General features: G+C 68.0%; 15 protein-coding genes. 10 read left to right on the forward strand and 5 right to left on the reverse strand.

Annotated features, from left to right (window positions below):
• Positions 1-57: 57 nt before the first annotated feature.
• The gene (locus T8K17_RS22530) at positions 58-924 is read right to left on the reverse strand and encodes an AraC family transcriptional regulator (RefSeq protein WP_322331981.1); all 867 of its coding nucleotides are present in this window, start codon (positions 922-924) and stop codon (positions 58-60) included.
• 282 nt (positions 925-1,206) lie between these two features.
• On the opposite strand from T8K17_RS22530, the gene T8K17_RS22535 reads away from it, so the two are divergent.
• The 10 genes from T8K17_RS22535 to T8K17_RS22580 all read left to right on the forward strand — a co-directional run bounded on the left by T8K17_RS22535 (position 1,207) and on the right by T8K17_RS22580 (position 11,035).
• Positions 1,207-2,172 (forward strand): hypothetical protein, encoded by a 966-nt coding sequence (locus T8K17_RS22535; RefSeq protein WP_322331982.1) that lies wholly within the window; start codon positions 1,207-1,209, stop codon positions 2,170-2,172.
• A gap of 169 nt (positions 2,173-2,341) precedes the next feature.
• Positions 2,342-2,716 carry a hypothetical protein gene (locus T8K17_RS22540; protein ID WP_322331983.1) on the forward strand — a complete coding sequence of 125 codons (375 nt, stop codon included), beginning with the start codon at positions 2,342-2,344 and terminating at the stop codon, positions 2,714-2,716.
• Between the two features lie 279 nt (positions 2,717-2,995).
• The gene (locus tag T8K17_RS22545) at positions 2,996-3,472 is read left to right on the forward strand and encodes a hypothetical protein (protein ID WP_322331984.1); all 477 of its coding nucleotides are present in this window, start codon (positions 2,996-2,998) and stop codon (positions 3,470-3,472) included.
• 37 nt (positions 3,473-3,509) lie between these two features.
• Positions 3,510-3,884, forward strand: a complete 375-nt coding sequence (locus T8K17_RS22550) for a hypothetical protein (protein WP_322331985.1) — start codon at positions 3,510-3,512, stop codon at positions 3,882-3,884.
• Positions 3,885-4,172: 288 nt separating this feature from the next.
• Positions 4,173-5,612, forward strand: coding sequence for a TolC family protein (locus T8K17_RS22555; protein ID WP_322331986.1), 1,440 nt, complete (start codon positions 4,173-4,175; stop codon positions 5,610-5,612).
• On the forward strand, positions 5,609-7,411 hold the full coding sequence (locus T8K17_RS22560) for a PAS domain-containing protein (protein ID WP_322331987.1): 1,803 nt from the start codon (positions 5,609-5,611) through the stop codon (positions 7,409-7,411). Before T8K17_RS22555 ends, T8K17_RS22560 begins: the two co-directional genes overlap by 4 nt.
• A 9-nt stretch (positions 7,412-7,420) precedes the next feature.
• Positions 7,421-8,125, forward strand: coding sequence for an ABC transporter ATP-binding protein (locus T8K17_RS22565; protein WP_322331988.1), 705 nt, complete (start codon positions 7,421-7,423; stop codon positions 8,123-8,125).
• Positions 8,125-9,291, forward strand: coding sequence for an ABC transporter permease (locus T8K17_RS22570; RefSeq protein WP_322331989.1), 1,167 nt, complete (start codon positions 8,125-8,127; stop codon positions 9,289-9,291). The genes T8K17_RS22565 and T8K17_RS22570 overlap by 1 nt, the downstream gene beginning before the upstream one ends.
• A 77-nt stretch (positions 9,292-9,368) precedes the next feature.
• Positions 9,369-10,304, forward strand: coding sequence for a sugar phosphate isomerase/epimerase family protein (locus T8K17_RS22575; RefSeq protein ID WP_322331990.1), 936 nt, complete (start codon positions 9,369-9,371; stop codon positions 10,302-10,304).
• Positions 10,301-11,035: a glycerophosphodiester phosphodiesterase gene (locus T8K17_RS22580; protein WP_322331991.1), complete on the forward strand. Its 735-nt coding sequence runs from the start codon at positions 10,301-10,303 to the stop codon at positions 11,033-11,035. The genes T8K17_RS22575 and T8K17_RS22580 overlap by 4 nt, the downstream gene beginning before the upstream one ends.
• Before the next feature lie 3 nt (positions 11,036-11,038).
• Here the strand turns inward: T8K17_RS22580 and T8K17_RS22585 are convergent, their stop codons facing one another.
• Genes T8K17_RS22585 through T8K17_RS22600 form a run of 4 tightly spaced genes read right to left on the reverse strand, consistent with a single transcriptional unit; the run spans position 11,039 to position 14,911 of the window.
• Entirely contained in the window at positions 11,039-11,938 is a 900-nt protein-coding gene (locus tag T8K17_RS22585) for an ABC transporter permease (RefSeq protein WP_322331992.1), read from the reverse strand.
• Positions 11,935-12,873, reverse strand: coding sequence for an ABC transporter permease (locus T8K17_RS22590; RefSeq protein ID WP_322331993.1), 939 nt, complete (start codon positions 12,871-12,873; stop codon positions 11,935-11,937). The genes T8K17_RS22585 and T8K17_RS22590 overlap by 4 nt, the downstream gene beginning before the upstream one ends.
• On the reverse strand, positions 12,870-13,934 hold the full coding sequence (locus T8K17_RS22595; RefSeq protein ID WP_322331994.1) for an oligopeptide/dipeptide ABC transporter ATP-binding protein: 1,065 nt from the start codon (positions 13,932-13,934) through the stop codon (positions 12,870-12,872). Before T8K17_RS22595 ends, T8K17_RS22590 begins: the two co-directional genes overlap by 4 nt.
• Entirely contained in the window at positions 13,931-14,911 is a 981-nt protein-coding gene (locus T8K17_RS22600; RefSeq protein WP_322331995.1) for an ABC transporter ATP-binding protein, read from the reverse strand. Before T8K17_RS22600 ends, T8K17_RS22595 begins: the two co-directional genes overlap by 4 nt.
• Between the last annotated feature and the right edge of the window lie 70 nt (positions 14,912-14,981).

Below are 14,981 nucleotides of genomic sequence, written 5' to 3' on the forward strand. Positions count from 1 at the left end.
GCCGTCCGCAGCGGTCCCCCTGGACACCGGACGGCGATAAGCGATCGTTCGCCCTGCTTAGGGTCGGGCCGTTCGGCTGTCTTGAACGAACGCCCCGGCTTTTGAACATTCGTGCCGCTTGGTCCAGCGGCCGGGCGACATGCCGGTCGCATGCCGGAAGCACCGGCTGAAATGCGCCTGATCGGCAAAGCCGGTATCGTGGGCCACCTGGGACAGCATGGCCCCCTCGCTGAGCAGCCGCTGGGCCTGCTTGATGCGGGTGCCCATTACCCATTGGTGCGGCGGCATCCCGGCCAGCTCCTTGAACCGCCGGGTGAAGCGGGAGCGCGACATTCCGGCCAGCGAGGCAAGCTCCTCGACGCTGGGATGCCGGTCGAGCCGGCCGCGGACGTGATCCATCACTTCGTCCAGCCAGGCGGGCGTCGCCCGGGCGGCGCTGAGCTGCGCGCCGAGATGGAAGAACTCGTGGATCACCCCGCAGGCCAGCGCCTCGCCGTAGCCGGCCGGTCGCTCGGGCCGCCGGCACTCGTCCGCCAGCAGGGCGCAGAGCCGGCGCAGCTCGATGCTGTCGGGCAGGAACAGGGCCTGGTCGAGGCTCACCTGCGGTCCGACGAGCGCCCGCAGGCGGTCGGCGTCCACATGGATGTCGATATGTTCGAGGTCGCCGGCCGCGGCCAGCCGGCCGCACAGGGCCATGCCGGCCGGCACGAAGAACGCGCTGCACAGCGCAGACACGGCACCCTCGGCCGGGCTCAGCGCGATCTGCGCCCCGTCGAACAGCATCACGAAGCGCGGATCCGGCGAGACGTAGCGGCCGCCCGCCCCCTGCCCGGCCTCGACCCGCCACAGGTCTATCGCCATCCAATCGAACTTCAGGCAGCTCACCGCGGCCAGCGGCACGATCCGCTCCACGGTCGATGTCATCCTTGGCTTGAACTGCAACGCCCGCTCCGCCGAACAGTATTGAGATCCGTTCGCAGTATACCCCAGGAATTTGCAAATGAGAACGATTCGCATGTCTCTCCCGGGCGGGCGGGTTCGGGCGGGTGGGTTAGGAATGCCCCCGTTTGATTGGATTTGGCGTCGTATTCATTCGTTGATTATCGTAAGACCATATAACTCGGACGTAATTATCCACGTCCATCAAGGACCTAGCGCCGGCGCGCCGCATCGGAGCGTCCCGAAAGACCGAATATAGAGGTGCCCATGGCCCAGGCCGTCGAGATCGCCCAGAAACTCAAACTGACGTCGATCGCGCTCGGCTGCCTGACGCGCAAGGAACTCTGCTCGGCCTTCGCCCGGGTCAACCCGAATACCCTGATGACCCTGCAGAACAGCTACAACTGGCAGAGCGGCCGCTCGATCCCGCGCAGCTTCAGCATCTTCGAAGACTGGGCGGCCGCCCTGGGGATCGATCAGGGACCGCATTTCGTGATGTCCAGCAGTCTGGGCGAGTTCGTGCGGGTCCTGGGAGAAAAGTTCAGCCTGCCGGCCGATCTCCTCAAATCCTTCGGCTACGACGGCCCTGCCGCGCCGTCCGCCGACCTTCCTCCCCGGGACGATGGCGGCAGCATCTGGACGGGCGGCGGACTGCTCCGGGGCAGTTTCCTGGCCGTGTCGCCTTCGTGGTCGCCGTCCCAGCGCGGTCGGCTGGTCTGCGGTCCGCTGACCATCGATGTCGTCAACGAAACCCTGGTTGCCAGCTATCAGGAGTCCGTGCTGGGTCAGACCGTCCCGTTTTCGGGAACCGGCACGACCGACGGACGGACCTGCCAGTTGATGCTGCGGTGCCCGGCCACCGGCGACGGCTTCCTCATGGCGTTCCACCTGCCTCCCCTGCCCGGGAATTTCGCCGGAGGCATCTTTGCCGGTAGCGCCATCTACGACCCGAACTCCGAGCCGACCGCCAGCTCCATCGTCCTGCTGCGTAACCACGCGCTCTCCGTCGACGAGCTCGCCACGCTGTCGCAGTATCTTGCGCCGGAACCTGACGTGATGAGCGACCAATTGGCGAAACTCGGCTATGCCGCCGATGCGGACCAAGTGGCGGAGCGCGAGATTCTGAGCCTGCTGCTCGACGAGCGGGACGAGGCGACCATCACGGTGCGCCGCGAGCGGGTCACTGCGGTGGCCGTCCTGCTCGACAGGCGCCGACTGGAGACCGCCGCCTGAGTCAGGTCTCCCCGGAGCAACCGCCGGAAACTACAAAAGAATGCAATTCGCTGCCGTAGCGAGTTCCACACCCGTTCCAGCATAATTCAATCCAGAACACGGCGCGGTCGATTGAGCGTCCGCTGAATCACGCGCCGTTTTTCGTCACCGTTCATAAGGTATCGACGAGATGAAAGCAGCGATTGCCGCCCTTTTCGTTCTTGCGGCCGTGCCGCACGCGGCGGACGCGGCCGATTTCACCTTCACGAGCTGTTCGTCTGACGCGGTGCTGAGCGTGCGCGTCTTTAACCACGACGACCCGGTCAAGATGTTCACGGCGTCATCGGCTCGGAATGTCCGGGTCAGGGATCAGGTAAACCTGTCGTGCAAGACCGATCAGTGCCTGGTGCAGGTGAATGCCGATTTCGAGTTGGGCATGCAGAATCAGGTCCAGCACACCCTCAAGGATTTTGCGCCGGACGGCGGCTCCGTCTGCTTCGGGATCCGCTTCAACAACTGGAACTCTCCGAGCGTGCGGGTGACCCGGGGGCAATGCAGTTGCTGACCGGCGACGGCCGCGAAGGCCAACCCCGACCGCCGATCCACAAGAAGCTGCAAATGAATGCAAATCATTACACTAGGTAGCACTCATACGGGCAGCGCACAGTCGAGTTCGTGGGGAATGAGGACGGGATATCGGCTACGGAGCGGACCGCTCCGTCGAGGAGAATGATGTTGAACACGTCCCCATCCGCTCCGGCGACGCGCATTCTGTCCCGCCCGGGCCTTCGCGGACTGGACCGGCAACCGACCGAGCGTGCCGGCGGATACCGGACCTGATCGGATGAGCGCCATCGCACCGCCGCATCGCACCCGAGGCGGCAACGGCATCCCCTGGTTCGCCGGCGCGCCGGCACTCGCGTTCCTGCTGATCTCCGCTATCGGCGGCTCGGCACAGGCGGGCGAGTTCAGGGCGCATAACTGCAGCAACGCCCCCGACGGTGAAATCGAAGTGAAAACCTTCAACTCCACCGATATCCACCAGCTCTTCCCGTTCTCGGTCGTTCGGATCGACGCCGGGGCGAGCGCGGCGTTGACCTGCAACACGTCACGCTGCAGCTACATCTTCTCCTATCCGAAGATCGCCGACGCCGAGACGCGCGCGGCCAGGACGGGAACGCCGGCCGAGGACATGGAGCACTTCCAATACCCTCTGCCGGTGCAGTCCAGCACCGTCTGCTTCTTTCCGAAATATACCGCCACGGGAGAGCTGGAGACCCGGTCTCCGCCGATCCTCCATGTCAGCGACTGCAGTTGCTGACACCGAAAGCCACGACCCACCACAGGAGTATGCGCCCATGAAATCCGCGATCGCCGCCTTCCTGATTGTGTTGACCCTGCCCAACGTGGTCCTGGGCGCGACCTTCACGTTCAAGAATTGCTCTCCCGACACCACGATCACCGCCCATTCGTTCAACTATAACGACCCGGTCCGCATGGTCGCCGCCTCCTCGGCGTATAAGATGCGGGAGGGCGATATGCGGACCCTGAACTGTCCGGCGGATATGTGCTTCGTCAAGACGCACGTCACCTTCCTCAACTCCGACGAGAAACGCGTCATACACAATGTGAGGGACATGGTGACCGACGGCGGCTCGGTGTGCCTGAAGATGCGTCCCAATACATGGAACACCGACGAGGCGACCGTCTCCTACGGCCAGTGCTCCTGCTGATCGCCGCCCAAGCCACACCGCGGCGTAGCCATGCGCATGCCGCGGTGGGTCTTCCGGATCTTTTCGACCGCACCGCTTGGGAATTTTCGAAAGAAAGCAAGAAGTTGCGCTTGGAGGAACCCATGCCGTACCCGCATAGTGCCGGGCGCCCCGGGTGCGTGTCCCTTGCCTAGACTACCCGCCCAGCTCAAAGGTAAACCGTTTTCAGTGCCTTTCCGCTTTCCAACCCTGCTCGACCGGCGGTCTCCGCTTGCTCGATCGGCGCCGAGTTGGCGGCGGCTTGCCTCCGTGGCGGTGGTTGCGGGTCTGACGCTGGTCTCCGGCCAGGTCTGCGCTCAGTCGCCGAACGATCCTGGAAGCGGAACGCCCCTCGTACTGACCCTCCCCGCCGCCGTCGCCCTGGCGCTGCGGGACAATCTGACCCTGCGCAGCACCTATCTGGACCGGATCGTCCAGCGGCTCAGCCTGGAAGTCGCCGAGGAGGCGTTCACGCCGAAGCTGGATATCGGCGGGCGCGCGGGTTTCCAGCGCAGCCAGGAGGGTGAGGATCAGGTCGTGGTCGGCACCACGCCCACGGTCACTGTCGGTCTGCCGACCGGCGGCGATCTGTCCTTCGTGTGGTCTGCCGACGCCGCGGATGGCGACAATTCCGGACGACGGTTCAGTTCGGGCACCGGCATCACCCTCACCCAGCCCCTGCTGCGCGGCGCCGGCACCGGGATCGGTCGCGCGCCGGTGCGGCGGGCCAGGATCGGCGAGCGCATCAATATTCTGGGGCTCAAGGACACGGTCGCCGCCACGGTCACCACGGTGATCAGCGGCTACCGGACCTATCAGCAGGCCATCCGCCAGGTGGAGATCGCCCGCCGCGGTCTGGAAGAGGCGCGCAAGCAGTTCGAGATCAACCGCCAGCTCATCGAGAGCGGTCGGATGGCGTCCCTGGAAAACGTGCAGACGGAACAACGCATCGCCACCCAGGAGCTGTCGGTGATCGCCGCCGAAGGTGATGCGGCCGAAGCGCGGATCGCCCTTGCCACCCTGCTCAACCTGGACGTCGATACGCCGATCGAGCCGGCGGAACCCATCGAACCCCGGCAGGTTACGGTCAGCCTGGAAAATGCCTACGAGACCGCCTTCGACAACCGGGCGGACTGGCAGTCGAACCTCCTGCAGATCGAACTCTCCGACATAGACCTGATGATCGCCCGTAACGACCGCCTGCCGCAGGTGGATGTGGAGCTCGGCGCCGGTCGCAGGTCCGGCGTGGAAGACAATCTCGGCAGCGCGGTCCGCGGAGCGGTGGACGGCCGGCCTGAATGGAGCGCCAGCGTCGTCTTCGCCGTCCCCACCATCGGCACCAAGTCGCTGGTCCTGAACGAGACCGCCGCCCGGGTCGCCCGGCAGAAGGCGGAGCTCAACAACCAGCTTCTGACGTCCCAGATCCGCAGCGACGTGCGCAACGCCGTCCGCGATGTGGAGATGAGCTGGCGCAGGCTTCAGCTCGCGATCCGCGCCCGCGAACTGGCGGCCCAGCAGCTCGCCATCGAGAAAGAGAAGCTTCAGGCCGGGCGCACGTCGAATTTTCAGCTTCTGACCTTCGAGCAGACCATGATCGACGCCGCCAACGCGGAGGTCAGCGCCAACATCGCCTATGAGAATGCCTTGACCACATTGGACCAGACCCTCGGCACGACCCTGGAGACCTGGCAGATCGAGCTGCGCCCGTGACCGACGACGCTTCGCGCCCCTCCGGCGCCCATACGCCGCTCTACGAGCGCATCTTCGACGACATGTCGGACGGGGTCATGGCGGTCACCCGCCAGGGCCGCATCGTCGCGTTCAACCCGACCGCGGCCGAGATTCTCGCCGTCGACGCCGAGGATGTGCTTCAGGGTGCGCTCTTCCAGCTCATTGCGGAGGACGGGCGCAACGATGCGCTGATCGACACCATCACCGAGGCGATCGACACCGATCAGGCGGTCGTCGAGAGGGTGCTTCAACTGGGTACGGGGGAGACCGCCCGCAGCCTGCAGGTCCGCACGTCCCGCCTGCGCGACGAAACCGGCGACGGCGGCGGCGTGGTCGTCGTGTTCCAGGACATCACCGAGATCGAGTCGCTTCGCCTGCGCGACCGGGAGATGGCAGAGAATCTGAAGGCCCAGAACGGCGAGCTGCAGGACGCCTATCGGGACCTCGACCGCAAGTCCAAGGAGCTCGAACAGACCGGCAAGCGGCTGCAGATCGTTCGGCTCGGCGCCACCGGTTTCGTGCTGGTGCTGTTCGTCGGACTGGGCGTGATCAATTTCTCGGACACGCTGCCGACCGATTTCGGCGTCTCCTCCGGCCCTGCCGACGGCGCCCAGGAAGGACAGGCCGCACTCTACACCGTCTACCCGACGCCGGTCCGCGACGTGGTCACGGTGACCGGCTCCCTGAACCCGGGGGCGGTGGTCAACATCACCATGCCCTTCGCCGGACGCATCGACACGCGGCTGTTCGAATACGGCGTCCCGGTGACCGAAGGATCGGTTCTGCTCTCCCTATCCTCCACCGACATGGAGACCCAGCTCGCCAACGCCCATTCCGCCTTCATCAAGGCGCAGCGCAACTATCAGGATATCGAGACCTGGACCACCGGGGACGAGGTCGCGGAGAGCCGGCGCCGCCTGGACCAGGCGCAATACGCCCTGGATGACGCCATCCGCGCCCTGGAGGAAACCAAACGCCTGTTCGAGCGCGGAATCATCGCGCGCCAGGAGATGGAAGGGCAGGTCCAGCGCGTGCGGTCGCAACGCGATGCGCTGGCCTCCGCCCAGTCCAACCTGGACCGGGTGCTGGAACGCGGCGACGAGCAGAGCCGGCGGATCGCCGCCCTCGAGCTGCAGAACGCGCGGCGGGCGCTGGAATCGCTGGAGAACCAGGCCGAAGGCGCGATCATCGTCGCCCCGGTCTCCGGGCTGCCCTTCGCGCCGATCACCGGCAAGGACAAGACGCCGGTGGACCTCGCTGTCGGCTCGCGGGTCGAGGCCGGCGTCACCGCCCTGTCGATCGGCGATGTCGGCCAGTTCTCGGTCGCCGGCGAGGTCGACGAGGTAGACATCGCGAACATCCGAAACGGCCAGCTCGCGCGCGTCACCGGTCCTGCCTTCCCCGGCATCGTCCTGGAAGGCCATGTGGAGGCTATCGAGGCCCAGGCCCAGAGCGCCGCCGCCGGACGCGGCGGCCTCGCCCGCTTCGGCGTGAGGGTGCGGATCCCGTCCATTCCGGAAGAGGCCCGCGGCGTCATCCGGGTCGGCATGAGCGCCACCGTCCAGGTTGTCGTCTACGAGGCACCCGAGGCGCTGGTGGTGCCCACCACGGCCATCGGCAGCGGCCCCGACGGCCCCCAGGTCCGGGTCTGGCGCGGCGACGAGGCCGGGCTGTCCGGAACGGCGGAACCGGCCACGGTGACCCTCGGCCGGCCGGTGCCCGCCGGCATCGAGGTCCTGTCCGGCCTGACCGCCGGCGACCGCATCGTCCTGCCCTAGGAGGACGGGATGAGCCTGATCACCCTGTCCGACATCCGCAAATCGTTCCAGGTCGGCCCGACCGAGATCCCGGTGCTGCACGGCATTGATTTCACCGCCCAGCCTGGAGAGATGATCTCCATCATGGGACAGTCCGGCTCGGGCAAGTCGACCCTGATGAACATCATCGGCATGCTCGACCAGCCAAGTTCCGGCACCTACCTGTTCGAGGGCGCCGACGTGCTGTCGGCCCGCAACGACACCCTGTCCTCTCTGCGCGCCCGCAAGATCGGGTTCATCTTCCAGAACTATTTCCTGCTACCCCGGCTGACCGCGCTGGAGAACGTGCTGCTGCCGATGATGTACCGGGGCGAGTCCCGCGGCGCGTCGATCCCGCGGGCCCGGGCGGTGCTGGACCGGGTCGGTCTCGGCGATCAGGCCGACAAGCACCCGAACCTGATGTCCGGCGGCCAGCGCCAGCGGGTCGCCATCGCCCGCGCGCTGATCGGCAATCCGCCGCTGCTGCTCTGCGACGAGCCGACCGGCGCGCTAGACGCCAACACCAGCGCCGAAATCCTGGATCTGTTCGTCGAACTCAACCAGGAAGGCGACCGCACGATCCTCATCATCACCCACGACCCGTCGGTGGCGGCGCGCTGCCGCCGTCAGGTGGTGATCGCCGACGGGCTGCTGGTGGATGACGGACGCGGGATCGGTGCGGCGGCGGTGGCCTGATGCTGTATCAGAACATCGCCGAGGCCATCGCCAACCTGATCGGATCACGCCAGCGCACCCTGCTGGCGCTGATCGGCATCGTGATCGGCACCGGGTCGGTGATCGCCATGATCAATATCGGCACCATCGTCTCCGAGGAGGCGGTGCGCCGCTTCCGCTCGCTGGGGACCGACATCGCCACCTTGAGCTCCTATGGCGGCGGCAGCTCGCTCGGCCGGGAGGAGGTGCAGAGCCTCGCCGCCGGTATCGGGGCCATCCGCATGGCCGCGCCGATCGTCAATGTCGGCGTCGACGTCACCAAGGACGGGGAGTCCCTGCGGGCGCAGGTTGTCGGCACCACCCGGCAGTTCTTTTCGATCAACCGGATCCAGCCGGCCCAGGGCCGCATCGTCGATCTGCTGGACGGCTTCCATACCTTCGCGACCGTCGGCGCGGAGGTTGCCCGCGGACCGCGGGACGGGCCGCCGCTGACGCTCGGCGACCGCATCCGCATCGGCACCCACGATTTCGAGATCGTCGGCATTCTCGCACCGGTGGACCAGAACGCCCTGGTGCCGGTGAATACGGACTGGACCGTCTTCGTGCCGATGGACACCACCCGGCGCCTGAGCGACCGCACGGATATCGGCGACATCCTGATCCGCACCGCCGGCGAACTGCCCGCCGGCGCCCTGGAACAGGCGGTCGCGTCCTATCTCTCGGCCTTCCGCCCCGACATCGTCCTGGATGTGCGCACCGCCCGGCAGCTCATCGACCAAATGCAGACCCAGATGCGGCTCTACACCGTGCTTCTGGGCGCCATCGGCTCGATCGCGCTGATCGTCGGCGGGGTCGGGGTGATGAACGTGATGCTGGTCTCGGTCACAGAGCGTCGGCAGGAGATCGGCATCCGCATGGCCCTGGGCGCCCGGCGGCGCGATATCCAGTCGCTGTTTCTGATCGAGAGCATCCTGCTGTCGGTCACCGGCGGTATTCTGGGCGGTCTGCTCGGCATCGCGGCGGCGTGGGTCTTCGCCGATCAGACCGGCTGGACCTTCGTCGTCGCCCCCCTGGCGATCCCCCTGGGCGCGGGCGTGTCGGTGACGGTGGGCGTGTTCTTCGGCTTCTATCCCGCCGTCATGGCCTCTCGGCTCAACGTGGTGGAAGCGCTGCGCGGCGGGACCTGACGGCGCTGGTTTCACTCAACGGTCACGAAGACGTGGCATGGTCGCGCCATCTCAATCTCATGATGGGGTCCCGAGCCGTGTCCAATCCAATCCGCATCGCCGGCATCGGTGCCAATCTCGGCGGCGTCCGCGGCGATCTCGACGCCGTGCGCGCCGAGATGAACGCCCTGATCGCGCTCGGCGCCGACGTGGTCGAGTGCTACGCCTCCGATCTGGGCGTGGTGGCCGACGCCCGACCGATCCCCGGCCGGGTGGCGGAGCTGCGCGGGATCTGTGCCGAGCGGCCGCTGGCGGTGACCCTCCATGCCCCGATCCCCATCGACTTCATGGACCGCGACAATATCGATCTGCACCGGCGCGCCGCCCGGGTGTCAGTGGAACTGGCCGCCGAGATCGGCGCCGGGATCGTCGTCATCCATGCCGGCCGCACCCACCCGGACACCTGGGCGCGGGAGGCCGACGCCCTGCTGGCCTTCGAGCGCGACGAGCTGTCGGCAATCGGCGATATCGCGGTGGAGGCGGGCGTGCGGATCGCCCTGGAGAACATCAGCCCGAACCCGGCGGTGATCGCCGGCCGGCTCACCAGCTACTCGCTGGACCCGGCGGCCCTGGCCCGGCAGCTCGATCTGCTGGACCACCCGGGCGTGACCGGCTGCCTCGACTACAGCCACGCCAACCAGGGCGCCGGGCTGCTCGGCCTCGACCCGATCGCCGGAGCGCGCGCCATGGCACCGCTGACCGGACACATCCATATCAGCGAGGCGAGCGGCCGGCCCGCCATCCCGTCGATCGCCGCCCAACACGACTGGATGTATTTCGGCATCGGCGACATGCACGCGCCGCTCGGCACCGGCTGCATGGATCTCGACGCCCTGGCCGATGTCTCCCAGGTGCTGCCCGGCACCTATGCGATCCTGGAACTGCAGGGCCATGCACGGGCGATGCTGGGCGACAGCCTGGACCGGCTGCGGACCTTCGCCGGCCGCGTGAACGCCCTGGCGGAAGCGGCATGACCCGCCGACTGCCCCAGATCATCGCCCATCGCGGCGACAGCGCCAACGCGCCGGAGAACAGCCTTGCGGCCCTGGACAGTGCCATCGCTGCCGGCGCCGACCGGGTCGAGTGCGACGTGCGGATCGCCGGGGACGGCACCCTGGTCGTCTCCCACGACGCGGATCTGTCCCGCATCGCCGGGCGCCCGGTGCTGATCGACGATACGCCAGCGGAGGAGCTCGCCCGGATCGCCGCCGCGGCCGGGGCCTCGGTCCTGCCGCTGGCGACCCTGTTCGAGGCGGCGCGCGGTCGCATTCCGCTGATGCTGGACGTCAAGTCGCTGATCCCCGCCGTGCTGGAGAAGATCGCCGCCGACCTCGCGAAGACGGGCTTCGATCCGCGGCAGATCGCGCTGGGCCTGCGCGACCCGGCCCTTGTCGGGCCGGCCCGGCTCGTCCTGCCGACCGCGCGCGTTCTGGCGTTGAACGGCGGCACGACGCCGGTGGAGACTTTCCTGGCCGAGGAGGTGGAGCTGATCCGCCTGTGGGAACGCGACGCCGACGCCGAGACCGTCGCCGCCCTGCACCGTCAGGGCTGCACCGTCTGGGTGACCACCGGCGGCGCAGGCACCGAGCGGGACGTCGGCGATTGCGGGGCCGACCACCTTTTCCGGCTGATCGCCGCCGGGGCCGACGGGCTGCTGGTCAACGACCCGGCGCTCGGCCGCCGGGCGGTCCTCAGCGCTGCGTAGGCCTCAGCGCTGCGTAGGATCGAGCCGGGTCCGCAGCCAATCGCCGAACAGGCTCATCGACAGGGTGGTGACGAAAATCACCCCGCCCGGCAGCACCGCCAGCCACCAGGCGGTGAGCAGGTAGTCTCGCCCCTCCCCCAGCATCTGGCCGAGCGAGGTAAGCGGCGGCTGGATGCCGAGGCCGAGGAAGCTGAGCGACGTCTCCAGCAGGATCGTCTGCGGGAAGTTCAGGGTGAGCTGGACGATCAGCGGCCCCATAACGTTCGGCAGGATGTGACGGCCGTAGAGCCGAAGTGGCCGCGCGCCGAGCGCGCGCACGGCCACCGCATAGCCCTGCTCGCGGGCCGACAGCACCAGGCTGCGGGTCAGGCGGGCATAGGTCTCCCACCCGGCCAATCCCATCAGGGCGAGGAACAGGTAGAAATTGTTGCCGAGGAAGGCGAGGACCGCCAGGGCGATGATCAGGAACGGCATGGCCGCCTGCCAATCGACCAGCATCATCACGACTTCATCCACCCACCCGCCGCGATGTGCCGCCAGGATACCCAGGAACGTGCCGAGCACCGCGCCGATCAGCGTGCCGAGCAGGGCGAGCGCAATGGAAACCTGGGTAGCGATCAGCAGCCGCGACAGCAGATCCCGGCCGAGCTTGTCCGTCCCCAGCAGATGGCCCTCAATGGAGAGCGAGGACCAGAACGGCGGCTTGAGCCGGTACAGCAGGTCGGTTTCCTCATAGCCGTAGGGGGCGAGCAGCGGCGCCAGGACGGCGATCACGGAGACCACCACCAGGATCACGGCGGCGATCCGCACCAGCAACGGCATGCGCCAGGCCCCGGCGGATTTGGTCGCCGGTGGGGGGGACTGCACCGGGGGAGCGGTGGTCTCGACGGTTTCCGCGCTCATCGCGACCGCTCCCGACCGCCGACGCGGACCCTCGGATCCAGCCACCCATAGGCAAGGTCGACCAGCAGGTTGGCGGAGACCATGGTGATCGCGACCAGGACGACGATGCCCTGGACAATGGAGAGGTCACGGTCCGCCACGGAACTGGTGAGCAGCCGGCCCACGCCGGGCCAGGCGAAGACGTTCTCGGTCACCACCGCCCCGCCGATCATCCCGCCCAGGCTGAAACCGACGATGGTCACCACCGGGATCGCCGCGTTGGGGAAGGCATGCCACCACACCTGCCGGAACCGCGAGGCGCCTTCGGCCTCGGCCGTGCGCATGTAGTCGCGCGACAGCACCTCCAGCATTGCCGAGCGGGTGAAGCGGGCGATGGCGCCTGCGAAGGCGGTGGCCAGCGTGAAGACCGGCATCACCATGTGCTGCCATGTCCCGTAGCCGGAACTGGGCAGGACGCGGAGGTTCAACGCGAACAGCAGGATCAGCAGGATGCCGAGAAAGAAGTTCGGCATGGAGAAGCCGAAGACGGCGAAGGACATGGTCAGCCGGTCGATCCAGCTGTCCCGCCACACCGCCGCCAGCACACCCAGAGGAATGCCGAGCGCCAGCGAACAGAAGAACGTCGCCAGCCCCAGCTCCAGGGTCTTCGGCACCCGCTGCCAGATCAGGTCGATGGCCGGCTGGCTGTTGCGAAAGGAGATCCCGAAATCGCCGTGCAGCGCCGCCTGGAAATAGCGCAGATACTGCTCCCACAGGGGCCGGTCGAGACCCCAGGCGGCCCGATAATACTCCCGGATCTCCGGGCCGATGTCGTCAGGCAGGAGCTGCTGGGTCGGATCGCCGGTGAGACGCAGCACCACGAAGACGAAGGTCACCACCAGCCACAGGGTGACGATCGCCCGCAGCAGCTTGATCGCGGCATAGCGCAGGTTCATGGGAAAGCCTTCAGGGGTTGGGGGTCGGCCGCGTCGAGCCTGGCGCCGTCGGCCTGGCTGGCCTCGGCGTGGTGGCAGGCGACCGTGCGGCCGTCGGCCAACGGCCGCAGCGCCGGAAGTTCGACCCGGCAGCGCTCCGTGGCGAAGGGACAGCGCGGATGCAGCGGACAGCCGCTGGGCGGGTTCATCGGGCTCGGCGGCTCGCCGTCCAGCCGCAGGGGCCGCACCAGCCGGCCGCGCCGGGACCGGGCGGCCGGGACGGCACCGATCAGCGCCCGGGCGTAAGGGTGCGCCGGGGCGTCGAACAGGGCGCGGCAGTCCGCCACCTCCACGAACCGGCCGAGATACATCACCGCCACCCGGTCGGCCACGTGACGCACCAGGCTCAGATCGTGGGAGATGAAGAGATAGGCCAGCCCCAGCGTGCGCTGCAGGTCGCGCAGCAGGTTGACCACCTGGGCCTGGACCGAGACGTCGAGCGCAGCCACCGGCTCGTCGCAGACCACCAGTTTCGGTTCCAGCACGAGGGCGCGGGCGATCACCGCACGCTGCTGCTGGCCCCCCGACAGCTCATGCGGATAACGCTTGGCGAGGTCGCCGCCGAGGCCCACCGCCTCCATCATGGCATCGACCAGGATCCGTCGGTCGGCCGCGGTCGCCACGCCGTGAATCTCCAGCCCTTCGGCCACCTGACGCTCGACGGTCAGGCGCGGGTCGAGGGCGCTGCGGCTGTCCTGGAAGATGAGCTGCAGGTCCCGGCGCCGGTCTCGCCAGCGGGCATCGTTCGCCGCCGCCAGATCCTCGCCGTCGAAGCGGATGGAACCGGCGCTGGGGCTCAGCAGGTTGAGCACGAGATTGCCCACGGTCGACTTGCCGCAACCGCTCTCCCCGACCACGGCCAGGGTCTCGCCGGCGGCAAGCTCGAAGGACACGTCGGCCACGGCGGTCAGCTCGGGACGCGGCCCGAACAGGCTGGTGCGCGGCAGGGTGAACCGGCGGCTGAGCCCCTCCACGCGCAGCAGCGGGGGCGTCTCCGCGGAGTCGGCCGCGAGCGCGCTCATGCCGCCTCCGTCCGCAGGGCGAGCGGATGATGGCAGGCCACCGCACCCGTCAGGTCCGGAACCGTCGTCAGGCACATCTGGGAAGCGTGGGGGCAACGCGGCGCGAAAGCGCAGCCCCGGGGCATCGCCCGCAGGGACGGCACCGTCCCCTCGATCGGGGTCAGGCGCTCCACCTCGTCGTCCAGGAACGGCAGGGAGGTGAGCAGCCCCTGGGTATAGGGATGACGCGGGCGGGCGAAGACATCGGCGGCGGGCGCCAGTTCGGCGACGCGGCCGGCATACATCACCGCCACCCGGTCGGCGACCTCGGCCACAAGGCCCAGGTCGTGGGTGACGAACAGCATGCCCATGCCGAACTCCCGTTGGAGACGCGCCAGGAGCTCGACGATCTGCGCCTGCACGGTGACGTCCAGCGCGGTGGTCGGCTCGTCCGCCACCAGCAGGGCGGGTTCGCCGGCGATGGCCATGGCAATCATCGCGCGCTGCTGCTGGCCGCCGGAGATCTGATGGGGATAGTCGCGCGCCCGACGGGCCGGCTCGGGAATACCGACCAGGTCGAGCAGTTCGACGGCGCGGGTTGCTGCCTCGCGGCGGCCGGAGCCGGTGCGGATGCGATAGGCCTCCGCCACCTGCCAGCCGAGCGTGCGCACCGGGTTCAGGCCGGTCATCGGGTTCTGGAAGATCATGCCCATGCCCCGGGCACGGCGGGCCCGGTCGGCCCGGCTTCTGGGGTCCAGCGGAGCGCCCTTGAAGGCGATCTCGCCGCTCTCCACCGACACGCGCCTGCCGAACAGGCCCATCACGGACAGGCAGGTCAGCGTCTTGCCGCAGCCGCTCTCGCCGACCAGGCCCAGCGTCTCGCCGGGGCCGATCCGCAGCGACACGTCACGGACGGGAAAGACCGGACCGCCCGGAAGGTCGATCCGAACGGTCAGGTTGCGGACGTCGAGAAGAGATGGAACGTCGCTCGAATGCATAGGGATATCCAAATCGGAACGGCGACGGGGGCGACCGGACGGCAAGGTCCGATCGCCCCCGTGCCACGGC

The sequence above is a fragment of the Thalassobaculum sp. OXR-137 genome, from assembly GCF_034377285.1.
Taxonomy (GTDB): domain Bacteria; phylum Pseudomonadota; class Alphaproteobacteria; order Thalassobaculales; family Thalassobaculaceae; genus Thalassobaculum.